The 17,902-nt window shown below is 58.3% G+C and carries 26 protein-coding genes; 24 read left to right on the top strand and 2 right to left on the bottom strand.

The genetic code is table 11. The features are described 5' to 3' along the window. Positions 1-556 precede the first annotated feature (556 nt). Positions 557-1,282, bottom strand: a complete 726-nt coding sequence (locus L9Z73_RS03130; RefSeq protein ID WP_247396230.1) for a LexA family transcriptional regulator — start codon at positions 1,280-1,282, stop codon at positions 557-559. Between the two features lie 109 nt (positions 1,283-1,391). On the opposite strand from L9Z73_RS03130, the gene L9Z73_RS03125 reads away from it, so the two are divergent. The 24 genes from L9Z73_RS03125 to L9Z73_RS03010 all read left to right on the top strand — a co-directional run bounded on the left by L9Z73_RS03125 (position 1,392) and on the right by L9Z73_RS03010 (position 16,985). Then, the gene (locus L9Z73_RS03125; RefSeq protein WP_247396227.1) at positions 1,392-1,619 is read left to right on the top strand and encodes a helix-turn-helix transcriptional regulator; all 228 of its coding nucleotides are present in this window, start codon (positions 1,392-1,394) and stop codon (positions 1,617-1,619) included. Between the two features lie 35 nt (positions 1,620-1,654). Further along, positions 1,655-1,849: a hypothetical protein gene (locus tag L9Z73_RS03120; RefSeq protein WP_053254928.1), complete on the top strand. Its 195-nt coding sequence runs from the start codon at positions 1,655-1,657 to the stop codon at positions 1,847-1,849. 19 nt (positions 1,850-1,868) lie between these two features. After that, positions 1,869-2,114 (top strand): hypothetical protein, encoded by a 246-nt coding sequence (locus tag L9Z73_RS03115; RefSeq protein WP_053254929.1) that lies wholly within the window; start codon positions 1,869-1,871, stop codon positions 2,112-2,114. A gap of 86 nt (positions 2,115-2,200) precedes the next feature. Beyond that, the gene (locus L9Z73_RS03110; RefSeq protein WP_247396224.1) at positions 2,201-2,815 is read left to right on the top strand and encodes an HNH endonuclease signature motif containing protein; all 615 of its coding nucleotides are present in this window, start codon (positions 2,201-2,203) and stop codon (positions 2,813-2,815) included. 1 nt (position 2,816) lies between these two features. After that, the gene (locus L9Z73_RS03105; RefSeq protein WP_247396220.1) at positions 2,817-3,797 is read left to right on the top strand and encodes a phage replication protein; all 981 of its coding nucleotides are present in this window, start codon (positions 2,817-2,819) and stop codon (positions 3,795-3,797) included. Further along, positions 3,772-4,548, top strand: coding sequence for a hypothetical protein (locus tag L9Z73_RS03100; protein ID WP_247396218.1), 777 nt, complete (start codon positions 3,772-3,774; stop codon positions 4,546-4,548). Before L9Z73_RS03105 ends, L9Z73_RS03100 begins: the two co-directional genes overlap by 26 nt. Next, complete coding sequence (locus L9Z73_RS03095) at positions 4,545-4,733, top strand: DUF1382 family protein (RefSeq protein ID WP_247396215.1); 189 nt, start codon at positions 4,545-4,547, stop codon at positions 4,731-4,733. Before L9Z73_RS03100 ends, L9Z73_RS03095 begins: the two co-directional genes overlap by 4 nt. Then, positions 4,730-5,620 carry a hypothetical protein gene (locus tag L9Z73_RS03090; RefSeq protein WP_247396212.1) on the top strand — a complete coding sequence of 297 codons (891 nt, stop codon included), beginning with the start codon at positions 4,730-4,732 and terminating at the stop codon, positions 5,618-5,620. The genes L9Z73_RS03095 and L9Z73_RS03090 overlap by 4 nt, the downstream gene beginning before the upstream one ends. Then, positions 5,617-5,811, top strand: a complete 195-nt coding sequence (locus tag L9Z73_RS03085; RefSeq protein ID WP_247396210.1) for a hypothetical protein — start codon at positions 5,617-5,619, stop codon at positions 5,809-5,811. The genes L9Z73_RS03090 and L9Z73_RS03085 overlap by 4 nt, the downstream gene beginning before the upstream one ends. Then, positions 5,808-6,272: a recombination protein NinB gene (locus tag L9Z73_RS03080; RefSeq protein WP_247396207.1), complete on the top strand. Its 465-nt coding sequence runs from the start codon at positions 5,808-5,810 to the stop codon at positions 6,270-6,272. The genes L9Z73_RS03085 and L9Z73_RS03080 overlap by 4 nt, the downstream gene beginning before the upstream one ends. A 235-nt stretch (positions 6,273-6,507) precedes the next feature. Further along, complete coding sequence (locus tag L9Z73_RS03075) at positions 6,508-7,101, top strand: recombination protein NinG (protein WP_247396205.1); 594 nt, start codon at positions 6,508-6,510, stop codon at positions 7,099-7,101. Next, positions 7,098-7,679, top strand: coding sequence for a hypothetical protein (locus L9Z73_RS03070; protein WP_134939186.1), 582 nt, complete (start codon positions 7,098-7,100; stop codon positions 7,677-7,679). The genes L9Z73_RS03075 and L9Z73_RS03070 overlap by 4 nt, the downstream gene beginning before the upstream one ends. A 73-nt stretch (positions 7,680-7,752) precedes the next feature. Further along, on the top strand, positions 7,753-8,304 hold the full coding sequence (locus L9Z73_RS03065) for an HNH endonuclease signature motif containing protein (RefSeq protein ID WP_247396202.1): 552 nt from the start codon (positions 7,753-7,755) through the stop codon (positions 8,302-8,304). A gap of 421 nt (positions 8,305-8,725) precedes the next feature. Then, positions 8,726-9,055, top strand: a complete 330-nt coding sequence (locus L9Z73_RS03060; RefSeq protein WP_047274405.1) for a hypothetical protein — start codon at positions 8,726-8,728, stop codon at positions 9,053-9,055. Then, positions 9,052-9,396 carry a hypothetical protein gene (locus tag L9Z73_RS03055; protein ID WP_247396201.1) on the top strand — a complete coding sequence of 115 codons (345 nt, stop codon included), beginning with the start codon at positions 9,052-9,054 and terminating at the stop codon, positions 9,394-9,396. The genes L9Z73_RS03060 and L9Z73_RS03055 overlap by 4 nt, the downstream gene beginning before the upstream one ends. A 53-nt stretch (positions 9,397-9,449) precedes the next feature. Next, the gene (locus L9Z73_RS03050; protein WP_247396200.1) at positions 9,450-9,623 is read left to right on the top strand and encodes a hypothetical protein; all 174 of its coding nucleotides are present in this window, start codon (positions 9,450-9,452) and stop codon (positions 9,621-9,623) included. A gap of 4 nt (positions 9,624-9,627) precedes the next feature. Continuing rightward, a complete protein-coding gene (locus L9Z73_RS03045) occupies positions 9,628-10,275 on the top strand; it encodes a hypothetical protein (protein WP_247396198.1) in 648 nt (215 codons plus the stop codon). Continuing rightward, positions 10,275-11,825 (top strand): phage terminase large subunit, encoded by a 1,551-nt coding sequence (terL, locus tag L9Z73_RS03040; protein ID WP_247396197.1) that lies wholly within the window; start codon positions 10,275-10,277, stop codon positions 11,823-11,825. The genes L9Z73_RS03045 and terL overlap by 1 nt, the downstream gene beginning before the upstream one ends. Positions 11,826-11,841: 16 nt before the next feature. Beyond that, positions 11,842-13,218: a DUF1073 domain-containing protein gene (locus L9Z73_RS03035; RefSeq protein WP_247396194.1), complete on the top strand. Its 1,377-nt coding sequence runs from the start codon at positions 11,842-11,844 to the stop codon at positions 13,216-13,218. Between the two features lie 2 nt (positions 13,219-13,220). Next, positions 13,221-14,036: a phage minor head protein gene (locus L9Z73_RS03030; RefSeq protein WP_247396193.1), complete on the top strand. Its 816-nt coding sequence runs from the start codon at positions 13,221-13,223 to the stop codon at positions 14,034-14,036. A 24-nt stretch (positions 14,037-14,060) separates the two neighbouring features. Beyond that, positions 14,061-14,288, top strand: coding sequence for a hypothetical protein (locus tag L9Z73_RS03025; RefSeq protein ID WP_046486905.1), 228 nt, complete (start codon positions 14,061-14,063; stop codon positions 14,286-14,288). Further along, the gene (locus L9Z73_RS03020; protein ID WP_247396191.1) at positions 14,273-15,454 is read left to right on the top strand and encodes a DUF2213 domain-containing protein; all 1,182 of its coding nucleotides are present in this window, start codon (positions 14,273-14,275) and stop codon (positions 15,452-15,454) included. Before L9Z73_RS03025 ends, L9Z73_RS03020 begins: the two co-directional genes overlap by 16 nt. Positions 15,455-15,456: 2 nt before the next feature. After that, positions 15,457-15,951: a structural cement protein Gp24 gene (locus L9Z73_RS03015; protein ID WP_247396190.1), complete on the top strand. Its 495-nt coding sequence runs from the start codon at positions 15,457-15,459 to the stop codon at positions 15,949-15,951. A 5-nt stretch (positions 15,952-15,956) separates the two neighbouring features. Then, positions 15,957-16,985 carry a DUF2184 domain-containing protein gene (locus L9Z73_RS03010; protein ID WP_247396186.1) on the top strand — a complete coding sequence of 343 codons (1,029 nt, stop codon included), beginning with the start codon at positions 15,957-15,959 and terminating at the stop codon, positions 16,983-16,985. Positions 16,986-17,021: 36 nt separating this feature from the next. Here the strand turns inward: L9Z73_RS03010 and L9Z73_RS03005 are convergent, their stop codons facing one another. Further along, a complete protein-coding gene (locus tag L9Z73_RS03005) occupies positions 17,022-17,831 on the bottom strand; it encodes a hypothetical protein (RefSeq protein ID WP_247396184.1) in 810 nt (269 codons plus the stop codon). Positions 17,832-17,902: the final 71 nt, after the last annotated feature.

Genomic DNA, 17,902 nt, shown 5'->3' with positions numbered 1-17,902 from the left:
GATGCTGCGCATGTTGCCGACGGTGCGCAGGTCAAGGCTGCATTCCCTACAAAGCCTGATGTAGTCGAGCATGTACTTCGGCATTTCACTTCCTCCGTTGATTTCCAATGCCGCCTCATAGAAGCGGCATCAGTAAATCTGTGGGTGTTTCATCTCCACCACGCGCATCGCCCGATTCATATCTCTGGCCAGGTCACACATTTCGTGTCCGGTGTTCTTCCTGGCTGGCTTGCGTGGTTTCGCGTACTCACATGTGGTGAGCACGGCCAGTTCCAGAGCTGGCGTGGAGATCGAATTTATTGTTCGCGCTGTGCCCGTTGCCGGGGATCGATCTGCGAAGGTCCTGAGCTGTTAAAGAGCGGTCAGGCCGTGAGGCCCTGGCGAGTCCCTGTTGGGTGACTCGATGCAGTGAACATTACGCGCTGTAATAATCATCGTCAATACTCGATGTAATAAATTTTTGAGCTTCTGTAATAAATTACGCCCAGGCCGGGTGCCGGCCGAATTGCGGGCACAAAAAAGCCCGCTCAGTGGCGGGCCTTGTTGGCGGGTTGGGCTATTTCTTTTTCGGGGATCGGCGGACGGTTGACCACCAGAAGACACGGCCAAGCATTTTGACCTCGTGCCGGTATTGCTCCGCGCTCATTATCTCATCGGGAAACTCTTCAGCGTTCTCGCTGCGGATGCGGATGGCGCCGCCGGGAAGCCGGTACAGATATTTTACGCGCAGCATCCCCTCGTGGTTGAAGGCGTAGATTTCGCCGTCGATGATTGATATGTCGGCGCGGTCGAAGCCGATAGCCGCACCATCCAAGATCAGCTTTTCCATGCTGGTGCCGCGAACCCTGGCCACCGCCGCGTTCTCGCACTCAACACCTGCTGCTCTCAAGGTGGCATTGCTGAAGCGAAGCGTCCTGTCTGCGACCTCCATCACAACTGTCATACCGTCTCCGCCGGCAAATTCGACTTCTGCATAGTAGGGGACTGCGCACTCATCATCCTCTAGCGGGTCGCCATCACTCCATACGGCCATATCGCCAAGGTACTCAGCATTCGCCTCAACTGGGCGACGCTCGGGCGGCTCGGCGCCGTTCTCGCGGAATATCGAGGAAAGCCCCAGATACTCCAAAAGAGCGCCGATCCTTTCAAGTGATGGCTCTCGGCGACCGCCAAGCCAATGAGCAACCGCGCCCTGGCTGACGCCCATCTGCTCGGCGACCTGATCCTGGGTGATGTCGAGTTCCTTCATTCTGGCCTTTGCCAGTTCGTACCATTTTTTCATCTGCCAATCATTACGCCCTGTATGTCTTCGCACCAGTCACAGTGCGTAATGCCGCTTGCGCAATAAAATTACAGAAAGTAATATCCGTTCAAGAATACGGAGAAACCCTATGTCCAACATGAAGACGATTCGCGAAAAGGTCGGTGTCACCCAGGCCGCCCTGGCCAAAACGGTAGGCCTGACCCAAGGCGCTATCGCTCATTACGAGAACGACCGCCGCAAGCCTGGCCTTGAGGAGTGCCGACGCATTGTCGACGCCCTCAACACCAGCGGCGCCGCCGTGACCCTGGATGACGTTTTCCCTCCACTGAATATCCCGGCCTGTTCGGCCGCCTAACCACCTTGCATGCACCCACTAAAGGAGCCTCACCAATGGCATATCACGATACGCGTCACCTGAAAGACCGGGAGATCAAGTCCCGCTATGACGACGAAACCTACGAAGCACTGAAGGCTGTTGCGCGCCTGCACAAGCTCCAGCTTGCGGTCTTCGTTCGCATGTGCGTCGAGGAGAAGCTGGAAAGCATCGTTGAACTGGATGTTAACGGGAAACACATGCAGGCCTGAAGGCCCTTAAGGAGGCTATGTGCCTGAAACCACGATCTGCCACGGGATCGATGGGCGCCTCTACGAAAAGCTTGAACGGTTGGCAGCAGCGGCAGGGATGACCCCTGACGAATACGCCGCAAAGCTTGGAGCAGAACGCTTTTTCGAGAAGACCAGGCCAAAAGGGGCTGGAAAGATCCGGCATCTACCAACAACAAGGCGTGACCCGCCGAAGGCCGGAATAGGGCCTGAAAAAGGAGGGACTGATGAAGATCCAAACCCATAAACCCAAATCGCAGGCACAAAAAAGCCGGGGCGCAATCCCGGCTCTTTCACAGCGCTTGCAAAAATCGTTTCAATCTGGAGCCGATTATGCACACCTCTAATCTCGATGTACAGGCCCTGAATAATCCCGCGCCACGTTTTGCTAAATCAAAAAACGTAGCGCCTGGGAATATAGAGATTTTACTTTCAGCTACTAAGGCCAGAAGGCTTTTCAGGGTTGTTGACGGAAAGCTCGTGAATCTCGTTCGACGAGGTGCCAGGGCGATGCCAGGAATGATCGCCGGATCACCAAACATGGACGGTTATCTGAGGGTAAAAATCAATAACGTTTTGTTCCGAGTCCATAGAGTTATTTGGCTGATTACCTTTGGCGAATGGCCAAAAGGCCAGATTGACCACATCAATGGTATTCGTGATGACAACCGTATTGAGAATCTGCGCGATGTAACGGTGCAAGGAAATCAGCGTAATCAGCATATCCGAACAGACAACTCATCCGGCGTTCCTGGCGTTCGCCTTGAAAATGGCAAATGGCGTGTTCGAATCAAAATTGACGGTAAGTACATCTGTGTAGGTCGATTTCAAAACTTCGATTCAGCCGTAGCTGCCCGTAAAGACGCCGAAGCCATCTATGGCTTTCACCCAAATCACGGAGCTACCGATAGTCAGCGCCGCGGTTACTCCTGCGCTGCGGTGGCCTGATATGCAATACACCATCACCATCAACCAGTTTAAGTCCCTTGAGTGGGGCTTGAACTCTCAGCAGGCGATGCTTTTTGCATTCGTCTATGAGTGCCCGAGCTGGGCAAATCCGGTCAAGACAGATGACGGGGTCTTCTTCGCGCTAAGCAAGGCAAAGATCGTTTGCGAGCTTCCTTTGCTGTCGGGTAAGCCTGATACCGCTTACCGCATGCTGAAGGCATTGGAAGACGCTGGGCTGGTACAGATGTCGAGTACCAGCAAGATCACCTTGATACGCCTTACCGACAAAGGCAAGGAGTGGAACCGCAAACATGATGGGTCGGAAAATTATCCGAGCAACCCTGAAGGAGGTCGGAAAAAAATCCGTGGTACCTCGGATAAATCTCCGAGCAAGGTCGGAAAAAAATCCGAGCTTACCTCGGATAAATCTCCGACAAATCAATATACCAATAATCAAGGTACCAATCAGGAAACCAATAATCAGAATTTGCAGGTGGTCCCGGCTTCGCCGATCCGCACCGGCGAACTGGTTTTGGTTATTGATCGCCCTGACGCTCCACGCGTTGAAATACCTCCTGATATGCCAGGCCCTAAAGACCCTGACTGCAAAACCTTCAAGACCTGGGCGAACTACGCCATGTCCTACCGCCGCCGCTACAAGGCGTGGCCGGTGTGGAATGCGAAAGTTGCCGGACAGATTGGTTTGCTGATCGGCCGCCTGGGTATCGAAGTCTCCCACAGTGTCGCGGCTTACTACCTCGGGATCAACGATGCAATGTTGATCCGCAAATGCCACAGCCTCAGCGAACTGCTCGCCAATGCTGAGGGTTATCACACCCAGTGGAAGACCAACATCCAAACCAACGGTGAGACCGCCCGCCAGCAGGAAAAGACCCAAGCGAACATCAACGCCGCCCAAGAAGCCAGCCGCAGCATTCTGGAAGGAGGGAACAGCAATGCTTTCCTACGCCGAAACCGCTGAGCTGAGCATGGCCATCTGCGCCACTGCCGAAACCCTCGGGCAAACGCTGAGCGCTCCAGCCGCCAAGCTGATGGCTGAAGACCTGGCAGAGCATCCAATGGACGTGATCGCCAACGCCCTTTGGGCCTGCCGCCGCGAGCTGACCGGAAAGCTGACCCTGGCCTCAATCCTTCAGCGCGTCCAGGCCGCCGACGGCCGCCCCGGGAAGGACGAAGCCTGGGCCATCGCCATGACCACGAACGATGAGTTCGAGACCGTGGTGCTGACCGACGAAATTCAGTTGGCCCTGGCCGCTGCCAAGCCTGTACTCGATGCAGGGGACAAGATTGGCGCCAGGATGGCCTTCATCAGCGCGTATGAGCGGTTTGTCGGCCAATCCCGAGAGGATGCCAAGCCTGTGAACTGGCACGTCTCTGTGGGCTTTGACGCAAGCCGTCGCATTCAAGCCGTAACCAAGGCCATGGAGCTGAAGCGAATCCCCCGCGAGCACGGCCAGAAGTACCTGGCTGACCTGAGCGTTGCCCCGGTCACCGAGGACGGCCGCGCCATTGCTGGATTGCTAACCGGGACTGTTACTCAGCCAGCGCCAGTTCTGCGCGAAAAACTTAGGCTGGTGAAGTCGTCGATGCTGGAGATGCGCGCGGCCAGTGAAGAGAAAAAACTCGAAATGCGGATCGCCGCGGCCAATGAACTGGCTGATCGGCGCGCGCTGATGATCCGCCAGGCCCAGGAACTGGAGTCACGACCATGAAACGAGCAAACCCAGCACAGCTACGCCAATCCCTTGAGGTGGCGAACACCATGGTCAAGCACGGAATCCGTTTTGTGTGCATGCCGGTGGTGGATGAGGCAGACGGTATGAATCTGGCCAGCCAGGCCGCCGAGCGCCTGGAGCGCATGGCAGTGATCGCAGAAGCAGGGGAGCAGCGGACATGACCGACAACACCGAACTGAAACGTCTGGCCGAAGCTGCAACGGCAGGACCTTGGAGTATGTGCGGCGAAGCTGACGGCAGCCAAGGCTTTGAGATTATCCAGGACATTTGGAATGAGCACGGAACCCACACCGGCAAAGATGTAGTGGTCTACGAGTGGAGTGATGAAAGTGACCCTTTGGGTGTTATCCATCGCGCGGATGCTGAGTTCATCGCTGCTGCCAATCCGGTCGCAGTCTTGGCCTTGATCGCCGATCTCGATGAAGCCCGCAACGGCATGAAGCATTCGTGCGCGATCCGCCTGAAAAAGCGGATCGAATTGCTCGAAACACAACGCGACCAGTTGATCGCCGATAACGAGCGGCTGACCAAAGCTGTCGGCCTGCAAGTCATCCGCCGCTTCGTAGGCGACGACGACCAGAAGAACATCGACGAACTCGTTGCCGCCGGGATTCAGGTGGACAAGGAGTTGATTGTTCAGCTCAAGGCCGAGAACGAGCGTCTTGCGGCTGCGTGTGAAAGGGCAGAACAGATCATCATTGTCGAGTGCAAGGCTGCCTCCCTTGCGAAGGTTCGAGCGAATCTTCTGGAAGCCAATCGCGACCAGCTCCGCGCCGAAGTCGCCGGCCTCAAGACCGGCTACGAAGCCTACGAGCGGGTGAATGCTGAGCTGAAGGCTGAGGTGGAGGAGCTACGCCGTGAGCGCGCGGGCAAAATCCTATGCGATCTGGAGCTGTTCGAAACCCTGCGCGATTCAGCCAACACTGAGGCGGACGAGCACCGGCAATGCATGGCGACCTACCGCCCGCTGCGCCAGGCGATCCTGGATTCAGTCGTCAAGAAGTGCGACGACCTGCTCGCCGCCCTGGGCCAGGGAGAGCAGCCATGACCGAAAAACTCTGGAGCATGCGCGAGCAGCGCCATCTAGTTAAGGGCGTTCGTGGGACGGTCTTCGAGCTGGCAAAGCACTTTGGGATTCCGCCGAAGATCGCGCAAAGCAGAATTAGCCGGTACGGCTGGAGCATCGAGAAGGCTGTAACCGAGCCGATGCGTGAAGATTCGCGGAGGAAGCCGTCATGACCAACATCATCCACAAACCCCGACACTTTTGGTCGGCTGGCCCTGCGCGCGTCCGTGAAGTCTTGCGGCTCGCCTACCTGTTCGCCACCGAGCTGTCCGCCGCCGGCGCCGTCGAGGTGATCGTCCGCCCAGTGAAGTCCCGCCGCACCCTGGAGCAGAACGCCAAGCTGTGGGCAATGCTGGGCGATATCTCCCGCCAGGTTGAATGGCCGGTCAACGGCGTCATGCAGAAGCTCGACAGCGAGGACTGGAAGGCGCTGATGACTGCTGCAGCGCGCCAAGAGATCCGCATGGCCCAGGGCATCAACGGCGGCGTGGTCATGCTGGGCGAAAGCACCAAGCGCATGACCGTAGCCGAGCTGGGCGACGTGATCGAATGCATGTACGCATTCGGCGCTGACAAGGGCGTGATCTGGAGCGAGCCGAAGGGCCAGATGCCAGGGCAATGGGAGGCAGCATGAGAAAAATTCTAATCATCGGCGCCGGATCGCCTGGGATTGCTATAGCGCTTAGGGCTCTCGACGGAGCTGTTAGGGCTGGGCCTACTCGCCAAATCGCGGTCTATCCGAACGACTTTGAACTTGGTGCGCATGGTGCGCTGGATATTCCCACTGAAGACCCATTCAGCGGTGGTGGTCGAAGCAAGGGCGAGAAGAAGCGAGCGGCCAGAGAACGGCGCATGCGGGGAGGCTTCTGATGCTATCCACCAAACAACCCAAGCCCAAGACCTGCAAGAACCCAGCATGCGGGGCCTCATTCGTCCCGAAGCGCCTCGGGCAGGCTGTGTGCAGCCCGAAGTGCGGCCTGGCCATCAAGGAAGTGAATCAGGCGAAGGCGCGCAAGTCGCTGGATCAGGTTGGCCGCGCCGACATCAAGGTTCGAAAGGAGGCCCTGAAAAGTCGCGGCGACCACATGCGCGAGGCTCAACAGGCGTTCAACGAGTATATCCGCGCCCGGGACCAGGCTGCCGGCCACCTCTGCATCTCCAGCGGCAAGCCGTTGGACTGGAGCGGTAACGCAGTAGATGCCGGCCATTACCGCAGCGTCGGCTCCGCGCCGCACCTGCGCTTCGATGAGCGCAACTGCCACGCACAAAGCAAGCAGGATAACCGGTTCCTCTCCGGCAACGCGGTGGACTACCGGATCGGCCTGATTGCTCGCATTGGCCAGGAGGCGGTCGACGCCCTGGAATCTGACCAGAGCGTGCGCAAGTACACCGTCGAAGAGATCAAGGCCATCAAGGCCGAGTACCGGGCAAAGACCAGAGAATTGAATAGGGCTGCAGCATGAAGATCAACTCAGCGCGCCAGGCGTGGCATGACTGCAAATACAACCCGGCCCCGGGCCAGACCTCTGACGTTGTTCAATTGGGCGTGGTGGTGCAGAACACCGAGCGCGGCCCTACGGCGAATCACGCGGTGCATGGGGCCCTGGCTGGGCATATCCAGTCGGCAATCGCTCGGCTACACCCGCAGATCCGCGTCTTCGGTGACTTCATGTACGCCGCCGAGCAGAGCGACGACATCCGCGAGGCGGCGGAAGAGGTGGTATTCCTGGTGGTGCAGAGCAAGTCACCGCGGATGACGGCGGCCAAGCGGGAGAAGCTGGAGTATGTGGTGAAGGGCGTCATGCGTCGGTACCAGTACATGCACCAGGGCGGCCAGTCGGCCAACGAGGATCCGTTCGCCAATCCCGAGAAGTTCAGGGAGTGGATGTGGCAGTTCTACGGTGTGCGCCTGGAGTCATGCAACTGGGAACGGGATTGGGGCGGCATGCTGCAACTGATCTTTGATTGCTGCGAGGATCTGGACCGACGAGCACTCAGTCCGGTGGCGGCGGTAATTTACGAAATGCGCGAGGCCGCATGAGGGCCTATTGCGTTCCCGTGCGGCTCATGGCATGATTTCGCCATCCTGATAATTTTGCCTTCGGCAACCTACTATGAATTTAAATGAAATTTGCGGTCTGGTTGCATACGACGAGTCGTCTCATACTGGATTGAGATGGCTTGTTGATCGAAGGGGCTCTGTTCGAAAAGGCGATCCTGCTGGGTCGCTTCTTGAGCATGCGAAGACCGGTCGAAAATGTTGGCAGGTTCAGTTGGGTGGGGTAGTACAACTGGCTCATCGAGTTATTTACTCCTTGCGAACTGGTGACCAGATCCCTGAGGGTGTGCAGGTCGACCATATCGACGGTGATTCCACCAACAATCGATTCGACAATCTTCGCCTGGTCGAAGCCGCTGGCAACATGCGCAACAAATCGCAGTACGCCACCAACACCACGGGAATGACCGGCGTTAGCCTGACCACCAAAGGCTACTACCAAGCATCGGCCCAGGGGGTTGATGGCAGGTCGATGTACAAGTGCTTCTCCCGGAAAAAGCTTGGGGATGCGCAAGCGTTAAAGATGGCCTCTGAGTGGAGAGCAAGCCGTATGGCAGAGCTCAATTCGCAGGGTGCTGGCTACACCGAAAGGCACTTGTCTCACTGAGTGCGCTGACCCAAGAAAGCCCGGCCACTGCGTCGGGTTTTTTATTGCTCAAAATTCACTGCAGCCAGGGCAGCCCTCGGGAGGCCTGGACGCTGATAAGCCGGTAGTGCAGCGCTACGGAAAAACACCGGCAGCCCGCGCGCCCTGACCTAACACGCTTTCAGGGTGGCGCGAGACCGAAACGGCGAGATCGATGCACTTGGGTGTCGACGCCGTGATGGTCTTTGGCTGGCAGCGTGGGAAGACACGCGCACCTATTCAGGGCCTCGACATTGATCGGGGCCTTCTTGTTTTCGGCCCCGCCACACCCTTCGCTCTGAGCTGGGAGTGCCGCCGGGGCTGATCTATTCGCCGCTGCTCCCCAGCGTTTGGCCGCCACCTGACGGCCTTTTTTATTCATCATGCCCACGGAGTAGCGCGCATGGAGTTTCTACAGCGCCTGTTCGATAAGCTCGACTGGGCATTTGCCGGGCTTGTGGGTGCGATCGCCGCCAGCTTTTGGCACCGGGATGACCTGGTAGATCGAAAGGCCTGGACCATCTTTATTTTCTCGGGTGCCGTCTGCGCTCATTACCTGACCGGGCTGATCAGCGCCTACCTGGGCGTGGTCGAGCCGCGCAGTGTTGCCGGCATTGGCTTCCTGCTGGGTACATTTGGCGGATCTCTCATTGCAGCCATAACCCGAGCAATCAAAGCGGCCGACCTTTGGGCGTTCATTCGTCAGCGGTTCGGCGGGGGTAACCCACCATGAATCTCGAACTGATCAACTCCATCGCCTGCGGCCTGATTGCGCTGTGGGCGACCTGGTGTGTACTGAGCGGGAAGGTGAGAGACGGAATCCTGGGGAAGCTGATCTATTCGGCGATCGCTATCAGCGGATTTGTCGTGATGGCGCGCAACCAAAACATCTTCTTCGGCCCGACCACTGCCGGCCTGACGCTGCATGTGTCCCTGGCCCTGGCCGGTGCCCGCCATATCTTCATGGTTACGTACTGGCAGCGGGTGAAGGGCTGGCTGTGCCGGACACTCAACTGCGAGCACTGCCTGCACTGTGACAAGGCGCCAGGCGGTGTTGAGCGCAGAAGCAAGTAATCCGCGCCACGTTTACGAATGCGCCAAATCGTGGCGCGCAATGAGGAATGACCATGAGCACTATTTATGAAGTGACCATCGATGGCGGCTCTGTTGTCGAGAAAGTGAAGGGCGAACGCATATACGTCGATAACGGGTTTTTGATCATCGAAGGCGGCAATGGGGCTTCCGTAGCTATCTTCGCCAAGTTCGACTCCGTGACCGCCAAGCAAGCAGAGCAAGAGTAAAGACATGACCGACAAGCAACCCACCGACTGGGAGCGCATCGAGCAGCTCTACAGGGCTGGAGTGCTGTCAGTGCGAGAGATCGCAACAACCTGCACTGTGTCCCATGTTTCCATCCACAAGCGCGCCAAGCGTGACGGATGGACGCGAGACCTCGCAGGGAAGATCAAAGCAAAGGCTGATGCACTGGTTAACAGCCAGGTGGTTAACACCGAGGTTAACAAGGAACGGGTGTTAACCGAGAAAGGTATCGTTGATGCAAACGCTCAGGTTATTGCCGATGTCCGGATTGCGCATCGAACTGACATCGGAAGGTCTCGCCGACTCACCAACAAACTGCTGGATGAGCTGGAAGCGCTGACTGACGAGCAAGGCACGATCAAGGAGCTGATTGCTCAACTGAAGGATGGCGATCACGACGACGGCGATGCAATGGCTGATGTCCTGAAGCTGGCCAGCAAGATGAGCGGGCTACCGAATCGCACCAAGACCATGAAGGAATTGGCCGACACCCTGAAGACGCTCGTCATGCTTGAGCGCCAGGCATTCAATCTTGATGAGGCGGAAGGCGACAGGGCTCCAGGCGGCAATACAGGCCAGGCGCCGGTCGATTCATCGCTCATCGCCGCGCTGGTAGACAAACTGGTTGACTGATGGCTATCAAACCGATCGAGTGGGACGCGCTTACCGTTGGCGAGCGCTCCGCCTTGGTCGCGGCGGGCGAGCATAGCCCGCTGGCCTTCACCAGCCTGTGGTTCAACATCACCCAGGGCGACAGCTTCAGAACGAACTGGCACCACCACTACTTCGACTACGCGGCCCGCCAGATGCTTGCCGGTGACGCGCAGAACATCGTCGTGAACATCCCGCCAGGCGGCACAAAGACTGAGTTCTGGTCTGTTCACCTGCCGGTCTACACGATGGTTAAGCACCGCCGGGTACGAATCCTCAACACCAGCTATTCCAAGAGCCTGGTAGACGAGAACAGCGAGCGCAGCCGCGCCCTGGTCAAGTCTGCTGAGTTCCGCGAGTTCTACCCCTTCGATATCGAGAAGGACAAGGTAGACGACTGGACGCTCGCCAAGGATGGGAAGCGCGTACACCAACTGTTCAGCCGCTCCAGTGGCGGGCAGATCACCGGTGTCCGTGGCGGCTACATGGGCGACGAGTACAGCGGCCACATCCAGGCGGATGACTGGGACAAGATCGACGACCTATTCAGTGAGGCGAAGCGCCGCAAGTCGCACACGCGCCTGGTGAACACCCTGCGCAGCCGGAAGGCGCACAGCGGCACGCCATTCGTTGCCATCCAGCAGCGCGGCCACATCGACGACTCGACCGCGTTCCTGCTATCGGGCGGCATGGGCCTGAAGATCGATCTGCACATAAAGATCCCGGCCCTGGTCAATCAGGAGTACATCGACTCACTGCCTGACGGCATCCGTGAGCGCTGCATCAAAAGCGTATGCGGGTCTGAGCAGGTAGACGGCTACTGGTCCTACTGGCCGGCCAAGGAAAGCGTTCACGACCTGATCGCGCTCCGCACGGCTCACCCGTACACCTTCAGCAGCCAGTACATGCAAGACCCCGACACGCTCGACGGCGGGATCTTCTCGGCAGACGACTTCCAGTACTACGGCGACGTGGATGCTGGTGCTGATCTGCCGGTACCGGACAAGTTCGACTACCGCTTCATCACCGCAGACACCGCCCAGAAGACCAACACCTGGAACGACTGGACGGTATTTGCGGAGTGGGGCGTATTCGAGGGACGCATTTACCGAGTCGGCATGAAACGCGGTCGGATGGATGCCAAGACGCTGCGCCGCGAGTTCGAGGCGTTCGTCAAAGGTGCCTGGGCAAAGAACGGGAAGGCCAACGGCATCCTGCGCCGCGTGTACGTCGAGGACAAATCAAGCGGTACCGGCCTGATCCAGGAGATGGAAAAGCGCCTGCCGCTCAAGGTGACCCCGGTTCCTCGGGACCGCGACAAGCTGACCCGCGCCCTGGACGTGCAAGGCTTCCACGCTGCCAAGCTGGTCTGCCTGCCCTACGACGACAGCCAAAACTACGAGTTCGTGTGTGAGGTCGCATCCTTCACCGCCGACGACAGCCACAAGTACGACGACCAGACAGACGTGATGATCGACGCCTTGTCCGAGGTTTACATCAAAGGCAAGCGTTCAATCCGCGACCTCCTATAACCAAATTGGTGACCCCATGAGCAAGAAGGGCCAAGCGCCAGCAACCAAAAAGCTGGGCAAGGCCCTCACTCGGGCCTTGGTTGAATACAAGGCTGGCACGAAACAGACCGCCGATGGATTGGTGAACGTCGTGTCCGGCCTGGGCACTGAAAAGGCCAAGCGCTCCCACAACCAGTTCGAATACGGCTTCCTGAACAACTTCCAGCAGCTCGACGCGGCCTACCAAACCAGTTGGCTTGCCCGGGCGATCGTGGACTACCCAGCCGAGGACATGACCCGCGAGTGGCGCACCCTCAAGTGCGACGACGCGGACGTGATCCGGGCCGAGGAAGACCGGTTGCAACTGCCGGCCATGGTGAGCGAGGCCACAAGCTGGGCACGCCTGTACGGTGGCGCCGGCATCCTCATGCTGACCAACCAGGACCTGACCAAGCCGCTCAGGCCGGAGAAGATCAAGAAGGGCGACCTGTACCGCCTGCTGGTGATCGACCGCTTCGATATGACGGCGATGAACATGAATCAGTCGAACATCCTGGCAGCGAACTACTTGCAGCCGGAGTTCTACACCATCTCGGCCGGCGCCCAGCAGATCCACTGGACGCACTTCGCCCGGTTCGCTGGTGCCAAATTGCCACGCCGCCAGCGGGCGCAGACGCAGGGCTGGGGAGACTCAGAGCTGCGCAAGTGCCTCGACGACGTCATGGACATCGTAGCCAGCAAGGACGGCATTGCCGAGCTGATGCAGGAAGCGAACGTCGACATTATCCAGCGCAACGGGCTCTCCGATGAACTGGCCAGCGACCAGGATGACGCCATTACGGCGCGCTACGCCCTGTTCAGCATGATGAAGTCCTCGATCAACCTGGCGCTGCTGGACGGCGAAGAGACCTACGACCGCAAGACTCTGGACCTGTCCGGGGTTGCGCCGGTGCTCGACACGCTCATGACCTGGATCAGTGGAGCGGCCGATATCCCGCTCACCCGTCTGTTCGGCACGTCCGCTAAAGGCCTCAACGCCACCGGCGAAGGGGACATGGACAACTACTTCAACTCGCTGTCCTCGAAGCGCCTGACCCAGATTGACCCAGGCCTTCGGCAGCTTGATGAGGTGATGGTGCGTTCCGCTACCGGGCAGTGGCTCGAAGACTTCAACTACGTCTGGAATCCATTCCAACAGCCTGACGCGGTGCAGATCGCCACGGCGAACAAGGCCAAGGCCGAGACCGACATCCTGTACAAGGACGCCGGCATCGTCTTGCCAAGCCAGATCATGCGCCGCCTGCAGGCCGAAGAGCTCTACCAGTTCAACGACGAGAAGATCGCCGCGCTGGAAGAGGATGAGGACCTGACCATGTTCAATGACCCGGTGGATGACGACGACAAGGTTGAATGACCATGAGCATGATCGGCATCCAGTACAACGCCAAGCTGCAGCGGCTGGTCAAGCAGATCAAAGCGGACATTGCTAAGGAGGTGATGCCGCTGGTTCGCCAGCTCGCGCCGGAGTACACGCAGGATGCGGTGGCCACGACTGACGCCTGGTCTGACCTCATCAGCAACGCCATGTCGTTCCTGTTCAGCAAGTGGCAAAACGAAAGGGTCAGCGCTGGCGCCAGCAGGATAGCCGGCGAGTTCGTCCAGTCATCGATGAAGAAGTCCGAGCGCGACCTGAAGAAGTCGGCCGGTATCGATGTGTTCAGCGGTAACAGCGTGCTTCAAGACTACCTGAAGGCATCCGCCCAGCAGAACGCCCAGCTCATCAAGTCCATCCCCGCCAAGTACCTGGAACAGGTGCAGACGCTGGTGATGGCGAACATGCGCTCCGGTATGCGGCCTGGCTTCATCGAGAAGGCATTGCAGGAGCAGTTCGGAGTGACGCAGCGCCGGGCCAAGATGATCGCCCGCGACCAGACATCGAAGATTCAGGGCGAGCTGGCCGAGAAGCAGCAGAAGGGTGCCGGCTTCGAGTACTTCAGATGGCGTGACTCGGACGACCAGCGTGTTCGGCACCGCCATCACGAGATCGCCAACAAGGTCACCGCCTACGGCAAAGGGGTTTACCGCTGGGACAACCTTCCGCTGAGCGACAAGGGTGTCCCGATCAAGCCTGGGTCTGACTATTCCTGCCGATGCATCGCGGAGCCAGTGAGCGCCCGCGAGGTCAAGGCCAACCAAGACGCAGGCCGCACAGCGCCGGGCGTCTACCGCTAATCCATTACAGCGACGAGAACGATCATGAAAATCAAGGTTAAGTGCATCGAGACCGGCGCCGAGTCGGAATTCGACACCGACGGCTACCACATTTCCGTGCAAATGCAGCCTTCTGAGCTGGACGGCATCAAGTCGCTGACTGAGACCGAAGATGGTCGCAGCCTCGACGGTAATGAGCATCGTACCTTTGCATGCGTGCGTCCGGTTGATGACGAGCACGCAGACGCGCTGTTCGCATGGGCGAAGCAGTAATGACCAGGCTTACGGTCTTTGACCGTGTCAGCCACCGCATAACCCACAGGGAATACACCGACGAGGGCTTCCTCAAGGTTCCAGGCCGGGTGGCGCGAACCGGCATTCAGGATTACCTGGCCCGCGAGCTTGGCCTCGACGGTGACCCGAATCGCATTGTCCGCGTGTACCGGCCGGAAGAAGAGGTGTTCAACGACGCTTCCCTGGGCACCTACGACGGCGCGACGGTCACCAATGACCATCCAAAGGATTTGGTGACCGCAAAGAACTACAAGGCGGTGGCCGTTGGCGAGGTGCGCGGCTCAGGCCGGCGCGATGGCGACTTTGTTGTCTGCGATCTGATCATCAAGGATCAGAAGACCATCGACGACATCAACGCCGGCAAGTGCGAGCTCTCCGCTGGCTATACCGCCGAATACGTTCATGGCCCTGGCGTGACCGCCGACGGCCAGGACTACGAGTACACCCAGCGCAACATCATCATCAACCACCAAGCGGTGGTTACCAAAGCGAGGGCCGGCGGCATCGCTCGCGTCTTCGACCACAACCCAGGAGGCAACACAATGCCTGTATTTATCACCACCGATAGCGGGCGCAGCGTTGATGTTGCTGATCCTGCGAACGCCCAAGTGGTCGCCGACTCGTTCGACCGATTGCTGAAGCGCGCCAATGATGCGGAATCCAAGGCTGATAAGGCCCAGGCAACCGCTGACAAGGCAGCCGAAGATCTGGCCGAGGCTCGCAAGGCTTCTAGCGACGAGGCAATCAACGCTCGCGTCGTCCTGATCGGCAGCACCCAGGCCCAGGCCCGCAAGATCGCCGGCGACAGCTTCGCCTGTGACAGCCTCGACGTGATCGAGATCAAGCGCGCCGCGCTGGCCGTCAAGCGTCCGAAAATGGCCTGGGGCGATAAGTCTGCCGGCTATGTCGAGTGCGCCTTCGACGCCGAGGCTGAGAAAGAGCCCGACGAAGACGATATGGACGAAGAAGGCAAGAAGAAGCCCAAGTCCGCTACTGGAGACACTGCGGCGCTCTTCGCTCAGTTCATGCAGTTGGCCAAGGACGGCGCAGCCGCCCCGTCGACCACTGACGCCGCGCCGACCCCATACCAGCAGCACAAGCAGAAGCTGTCGGGCGCCCACAAACAACCCCAGAAAGGAGCCTGACCATGGCTGTTCAAGGTGGTAACGCACTCAATCACGGCGTCGCTTACGCAGGTATGGTCGCCGACGGCGAACTGTCCAACGCCGTCTCCAAAGTCAACAAGGGCGCCGTGAACATCGCGTTCGGCCTGGGTGTCGTTACCGATGGTGATGACGGCGCCAAGCTGCCCGTAGCCGGCTCCACGGCAGCCCAGTTCATCGGCATCGTGAAGCGCGAACTGAACCGCGCCTACACCGCCACCGATGTGATTGGCGCAGTCGCCAAGCGCGATATGTCGGTCGAGACCGTAGCGCCTGTCTGGGTGACCGCTCGTGTCGCAGTTGCCAAGGATGACCCGGTGTATCTGGTCATCGGCGATGGCACCGGCACCAACCAGGGCCAGTTCTCGAACGTGGTCGGCGCTGCTGCAACCCTGGCCGTTCTGATCCCGAACGCCAAATGGGTCAGCTCCGCCGGCGCCGGCGCGCTGGCTAAAATTTCTCTGAAGATCGGGGGCTAATCGACATGACCCAGCTTAAAAAAATCGTCGTAGTCATCGATGCCGCTATTGCGCACCAGATTGGCCGCGATGCTTACCAAGTCACCTTCAACGACGGTCTGCCGACCCTCGACGACGGCCTGGCGTTCTACATCAGCCAGTTGGCGAACCTGGAAGCTCGTATCTACGAGGCCAAGTACGCCGCCATCAACTACGACGAGCTGATCCCGGTCGATACCTCTCTGCCTGAATGGGTAGATGAGTGGAATTACATCAGCTACGACGGCGTGACCCTGGGCAAGTTCATCGGCGCCAGCGCTGACGACCTGCCGGACGTAACCCTGTCGGCCAATAAGTCGTCCGTGCCGATCGGTTACGCGGGCAACAAGTACAGCTACAGCCTGGATGAGCTGCGCAAATCGCAACAACTGCGCATCCCGCTGGACAGCTCCAAAGCCAAGCTGGCGTTCCGTGGCGCCCAGGAGCACACCCAGCGCGTGGCTTACTTCGGTGATGTTGCTCGAGGTATGACCGGCCTGTTCAACAACCCCAACCTGGCGCTGTCGAACTCCACCCTGGATTGGTACAACGCCGCGACCACCGGTGACCAGATCGTCGCCGACCTGAACAAGATCCTGGTTGATGTCTACATCAGCTCGGCGACCGTCCACGTCCCTGACACGATCATCCTGGATGCTGCCCGCTTCGCGTTCATCTCGAACAAGCGAATGGGCACCATCACCGACAAGACGATGCTGGAATACTTCCGCACCAACAACCAGTACACCGCGCTGACCGGTCGCCCGATCAACATCTTCAGCCGCCTGCAACTGTCCGCTGCCCAACTGGCCGCCGCCGGCGTATCCAACGGCAGCAAGGACCGTATCGTCGCTTACGAGCTGAACGACGAGAACCTGGGCATGCAGGTTCCGATCCCATGGCGCTCCCTGGCTCCGCAGATGTGGAACCTCAAGGTCAATGTGCCGTGTGAATATAAAATCAGTGGTGTCGAATTTAGATACCCATTTTCGGGCGCCTATCGCGATCAATTTTAACGGTAGGACCGGAACGAAAGCCCCGCAAGGGGCTTTTTAAATCATTCGCGCAGACTTCCTTCGGTTGTCTTCGGCCCATAGAGGCTGCATGTTTTTCAGTGCGTTTATGGTTGCTGGATCTGTTATTCCGCGCTTAAGCATGATGCTTATCGGGGTCACATGATCGATATGCCATTCACCATGATTGGCCCATGACATGCCTTCTAAAAAGAGGGATTCCATGTGTCCGGCGAAATCGGCCGGTGAATACCCAAGGGCCTCTATCGTTCCCTTTTCTTTCTTGCTTCCAATCAGTCGCGCAACCCTTCTAACCATTTCTCTCATGCTGAGTTTTGCTTTGAATATTGGGTCGCTTCTTGATCTTTCTTTTATTGATGCGTTTGCTGCTGGCTGATACCGAGCTCTGCGGTCTGGCTGTGACTCTCTGATTCTTGCAGAATGGACTCTTCCGCACTCAACACAAATGCCGGTAGCGGTAAATCTGTCGGAGTAGTGGCCGTGCTTGCATGGCTTTCCGGTGTAGTAATGCTTGAGTCCAAGGTCTTTGGATTTGCTCCTGGAGAGCATTCTATGAGGATGTAATATCTCTACAGGCTTCGCCCTTGACGGTCGCCTGGACTTAGACAGCTTTATCCTTTCCTGGTTGTTATCTGCCCACCTCTTTCTAGATAGCGATACTTTTTCAGGATTTTCGGATGCCCACAGTGAGTTGTTTATTAGCGTGCATTCCTTGCATTTTGAGCCGTTCACGTATCGGGCGGAATAATGGCCTCTTATGCACGACCTGCCCGTAAAGTAAAACTTCAGCCCGAGCTCAATAGCTTCCGGCTTAGAAATTATTTCCATGATTCACACCTGTCCAGTGGATGTCGGTAGGTGCGCAAGGAGCTGACAAAGCTCTTTTCGGGTGGCCACCC

The organism is Pseudomonas emilianonis (assembly GCF_023072625.1).
Lineage (GTDB): Bacteria > Pseudomonadota > Gammaproteobacteria > Pseudomonadales > Pseudomonadaceae > Aquipseudomonas > Aquipseudomonas paraveronii.
This window is presented reverse-complemented; position numbering and strand designations above follow the sequence as displayed.

Excerpts from the sequence above, each read along its gene's own strand:
- L9Z73_RS03120 (WP_053254928.1), top strand. The coding sequence starts at position 1,655 with ATGGCATATCACGATACGCGTCACCTGAAAGACCGGGAGATCAAGTCC.
- L9Z73_RS03070 (WP_134939186.1), top strand. The coding sequence starts at position 7,098 with ATGAAGATCAACTCAGCGCGCCAGGCGTGGCATGACTGCAAATACAAC.
- L9Z73_RS03020 (WP_247396191.1), top strand. The coding sequence starts at position 14,273 with ATGGGCGAAGCAGTAATGACCAGGCTTACGGTCTTTGACCGTGTCAGC.
- L9Z73_RS03105 (WP_247396220.1), top strand. The coding sequence starts at position 2,817 with ATGCAATACACCATCACCATCAACCAGTTTAAGTCCCTTGAGTGGGGC.
- L9Z73_RS03005 (WP_247396184.1), bottom strand. The coding sequence starts at position 17,831 with ATGGAAATAATTTCTAAGCCGGAAGCTATTGAGCTCGGGCTGAAGTTT.
- L9Z73_RS03015 (WP_247396190.1), top strand. The coding sequence starts at position 15,457 with ATGGCTGTTCAAGGTGGTAACGCACTCAATCACGGCGTCGCTTACGCA.
- L9Z73_RS03075 (WP_247396205.1), top strand. The coding sequence starts at position 6,508 with ATGCTATCCACCAAACAACCCAAGCCCAAGACCTGCAAGAACCCAGCA.
- L9Z73_RS03025 (WP_046486905.1), top strand. The coding sequence starts at position 14,061 with ATGAAAATCAAGGTTAAGTGCATCGAGACCGGCGCCGAGTCGGAATTC.
- L9Z73_RS03055 (WP_247396201.1), top strand. The coding sequence starts at position 9,052 with ATGAATCTCGAACTGATCAACTCCATCGCCTGCGGCCTGATTGCGCTG.
- L9Z73_RS03090 (WP_247396212.1), top strand. The coding sequence starts at position 4,730 with ATGACCGACAACACCGAACTGAAACGTCTGGCCGAAGCTGCAACGGCA.
- L9Z73_RS03060 (WP_047274405.1), top strand. The coding sequence starts at position 8,726 with ATGGAGTTTCTACAGCGCCTGTTCGATAAGCTCGACTGGGCATTTGCC.
- L9Z73_RS03050 (WP_247396200.1), top strand. The coding sequence starts at position 9,450 with ATGAGCACTATTTATGAAGTGACCATCGATGGCGGCTCTGTTGTCGAG.
- L9Z73_RS03125 (WP_247396227.1), top strand. The coding sequence starts at position 1,392 with ATGTCCAACATGAAGACGATTCGCGAAAAGGTCGGTGTCACCCAGGCC.
- L9Z73_RS03095 (WP_247396215.1), top strand. The coding sequence starts at position 4,545 with ATGAAACGAGCAAACCCAGCACAGCTACGCCAATCCCTTGAGGTGGCG.
- L9Z73_RS03045 (WP_247396198.1), top strand. The coding sequence starts at position 9,628 with ATGACCGACAAGCAACCCACCGACTGGGAGCGCATCGAGCAGCTCTAC.
- L9Z73_RS03065 (WP_247396202.1), top strand. The coding sequence starts at position 7,753 with ATGAATTTAAATGAAATTTGCGGTCTGGTTGCATACGACGAGTCGTCT.
- L9Z73_RS03100 (WP_247396218.1), top strand. The coding sequence starts at position 3,772 with ATGCTTTCCTACGCCGAAACCGCTGAGCTGAGCATGGCCATCTGCGCC.
- L9Z73_RS03035 (WP_247396194.1), top strand. The coding sequence starts at position 11,842 with ATGAGCAAGAAGGGCCAAGCGCCAGCAACCAAAAAGCTGGGCAAGGCC.
- L9Z73_RS03130 (WP_247396230.1), bottom strand. The coding sequence starts at position 1,282 with ATGAAAAAATGGTACGAACTGGCAAAGGCCAGAATGAAGGAACTCGAC.
- L9Z73_RS03110 (WP_247396224.1), top strand. The coding sequence starts at position 2,201 with ATGCACACCTCTAATCTCGATGTACAGGCCCTGAATAATCCCGCGCCA.
- L9Z73_RS03080 (WP_247396207.1), top strand. The coding sequence starts at position 5,808 with ATGACCAACATCATCCACAAACCCCGACACTTTTGGTCGGCTGGCCCT.
- L9Z73_RS03030 (WP_247396193.1), top strand. The coding sequence starts at position 13,221 with ATGAGCATGATCGGCATCCAGTACAACGCCAAGCTGCAGCGGCTGGTC.
- L9Z73_RS03010 (WP_247396186.1), top strand. The coding sequence starts at position 15,957 with ATGACCCAGCTTAAAAAAATCGTCGTAGTCATCGATGCCGCTATTGCG.
- terL (WP_247396197.1), top strand. The coding sequence starts at position 10,275 with ATGGCTATCAAACCGATCGAGTGGGACGCGCTTACCGTTGGCGAGCGC.
- L9Z73_RS03085 (WP_247396210.1), top strand. The coding sequence starts at position 5,617 with ATGACCGAAAAACTCTGGAGCATGCGCGAGCAGCGCCATCTAGTTAAG.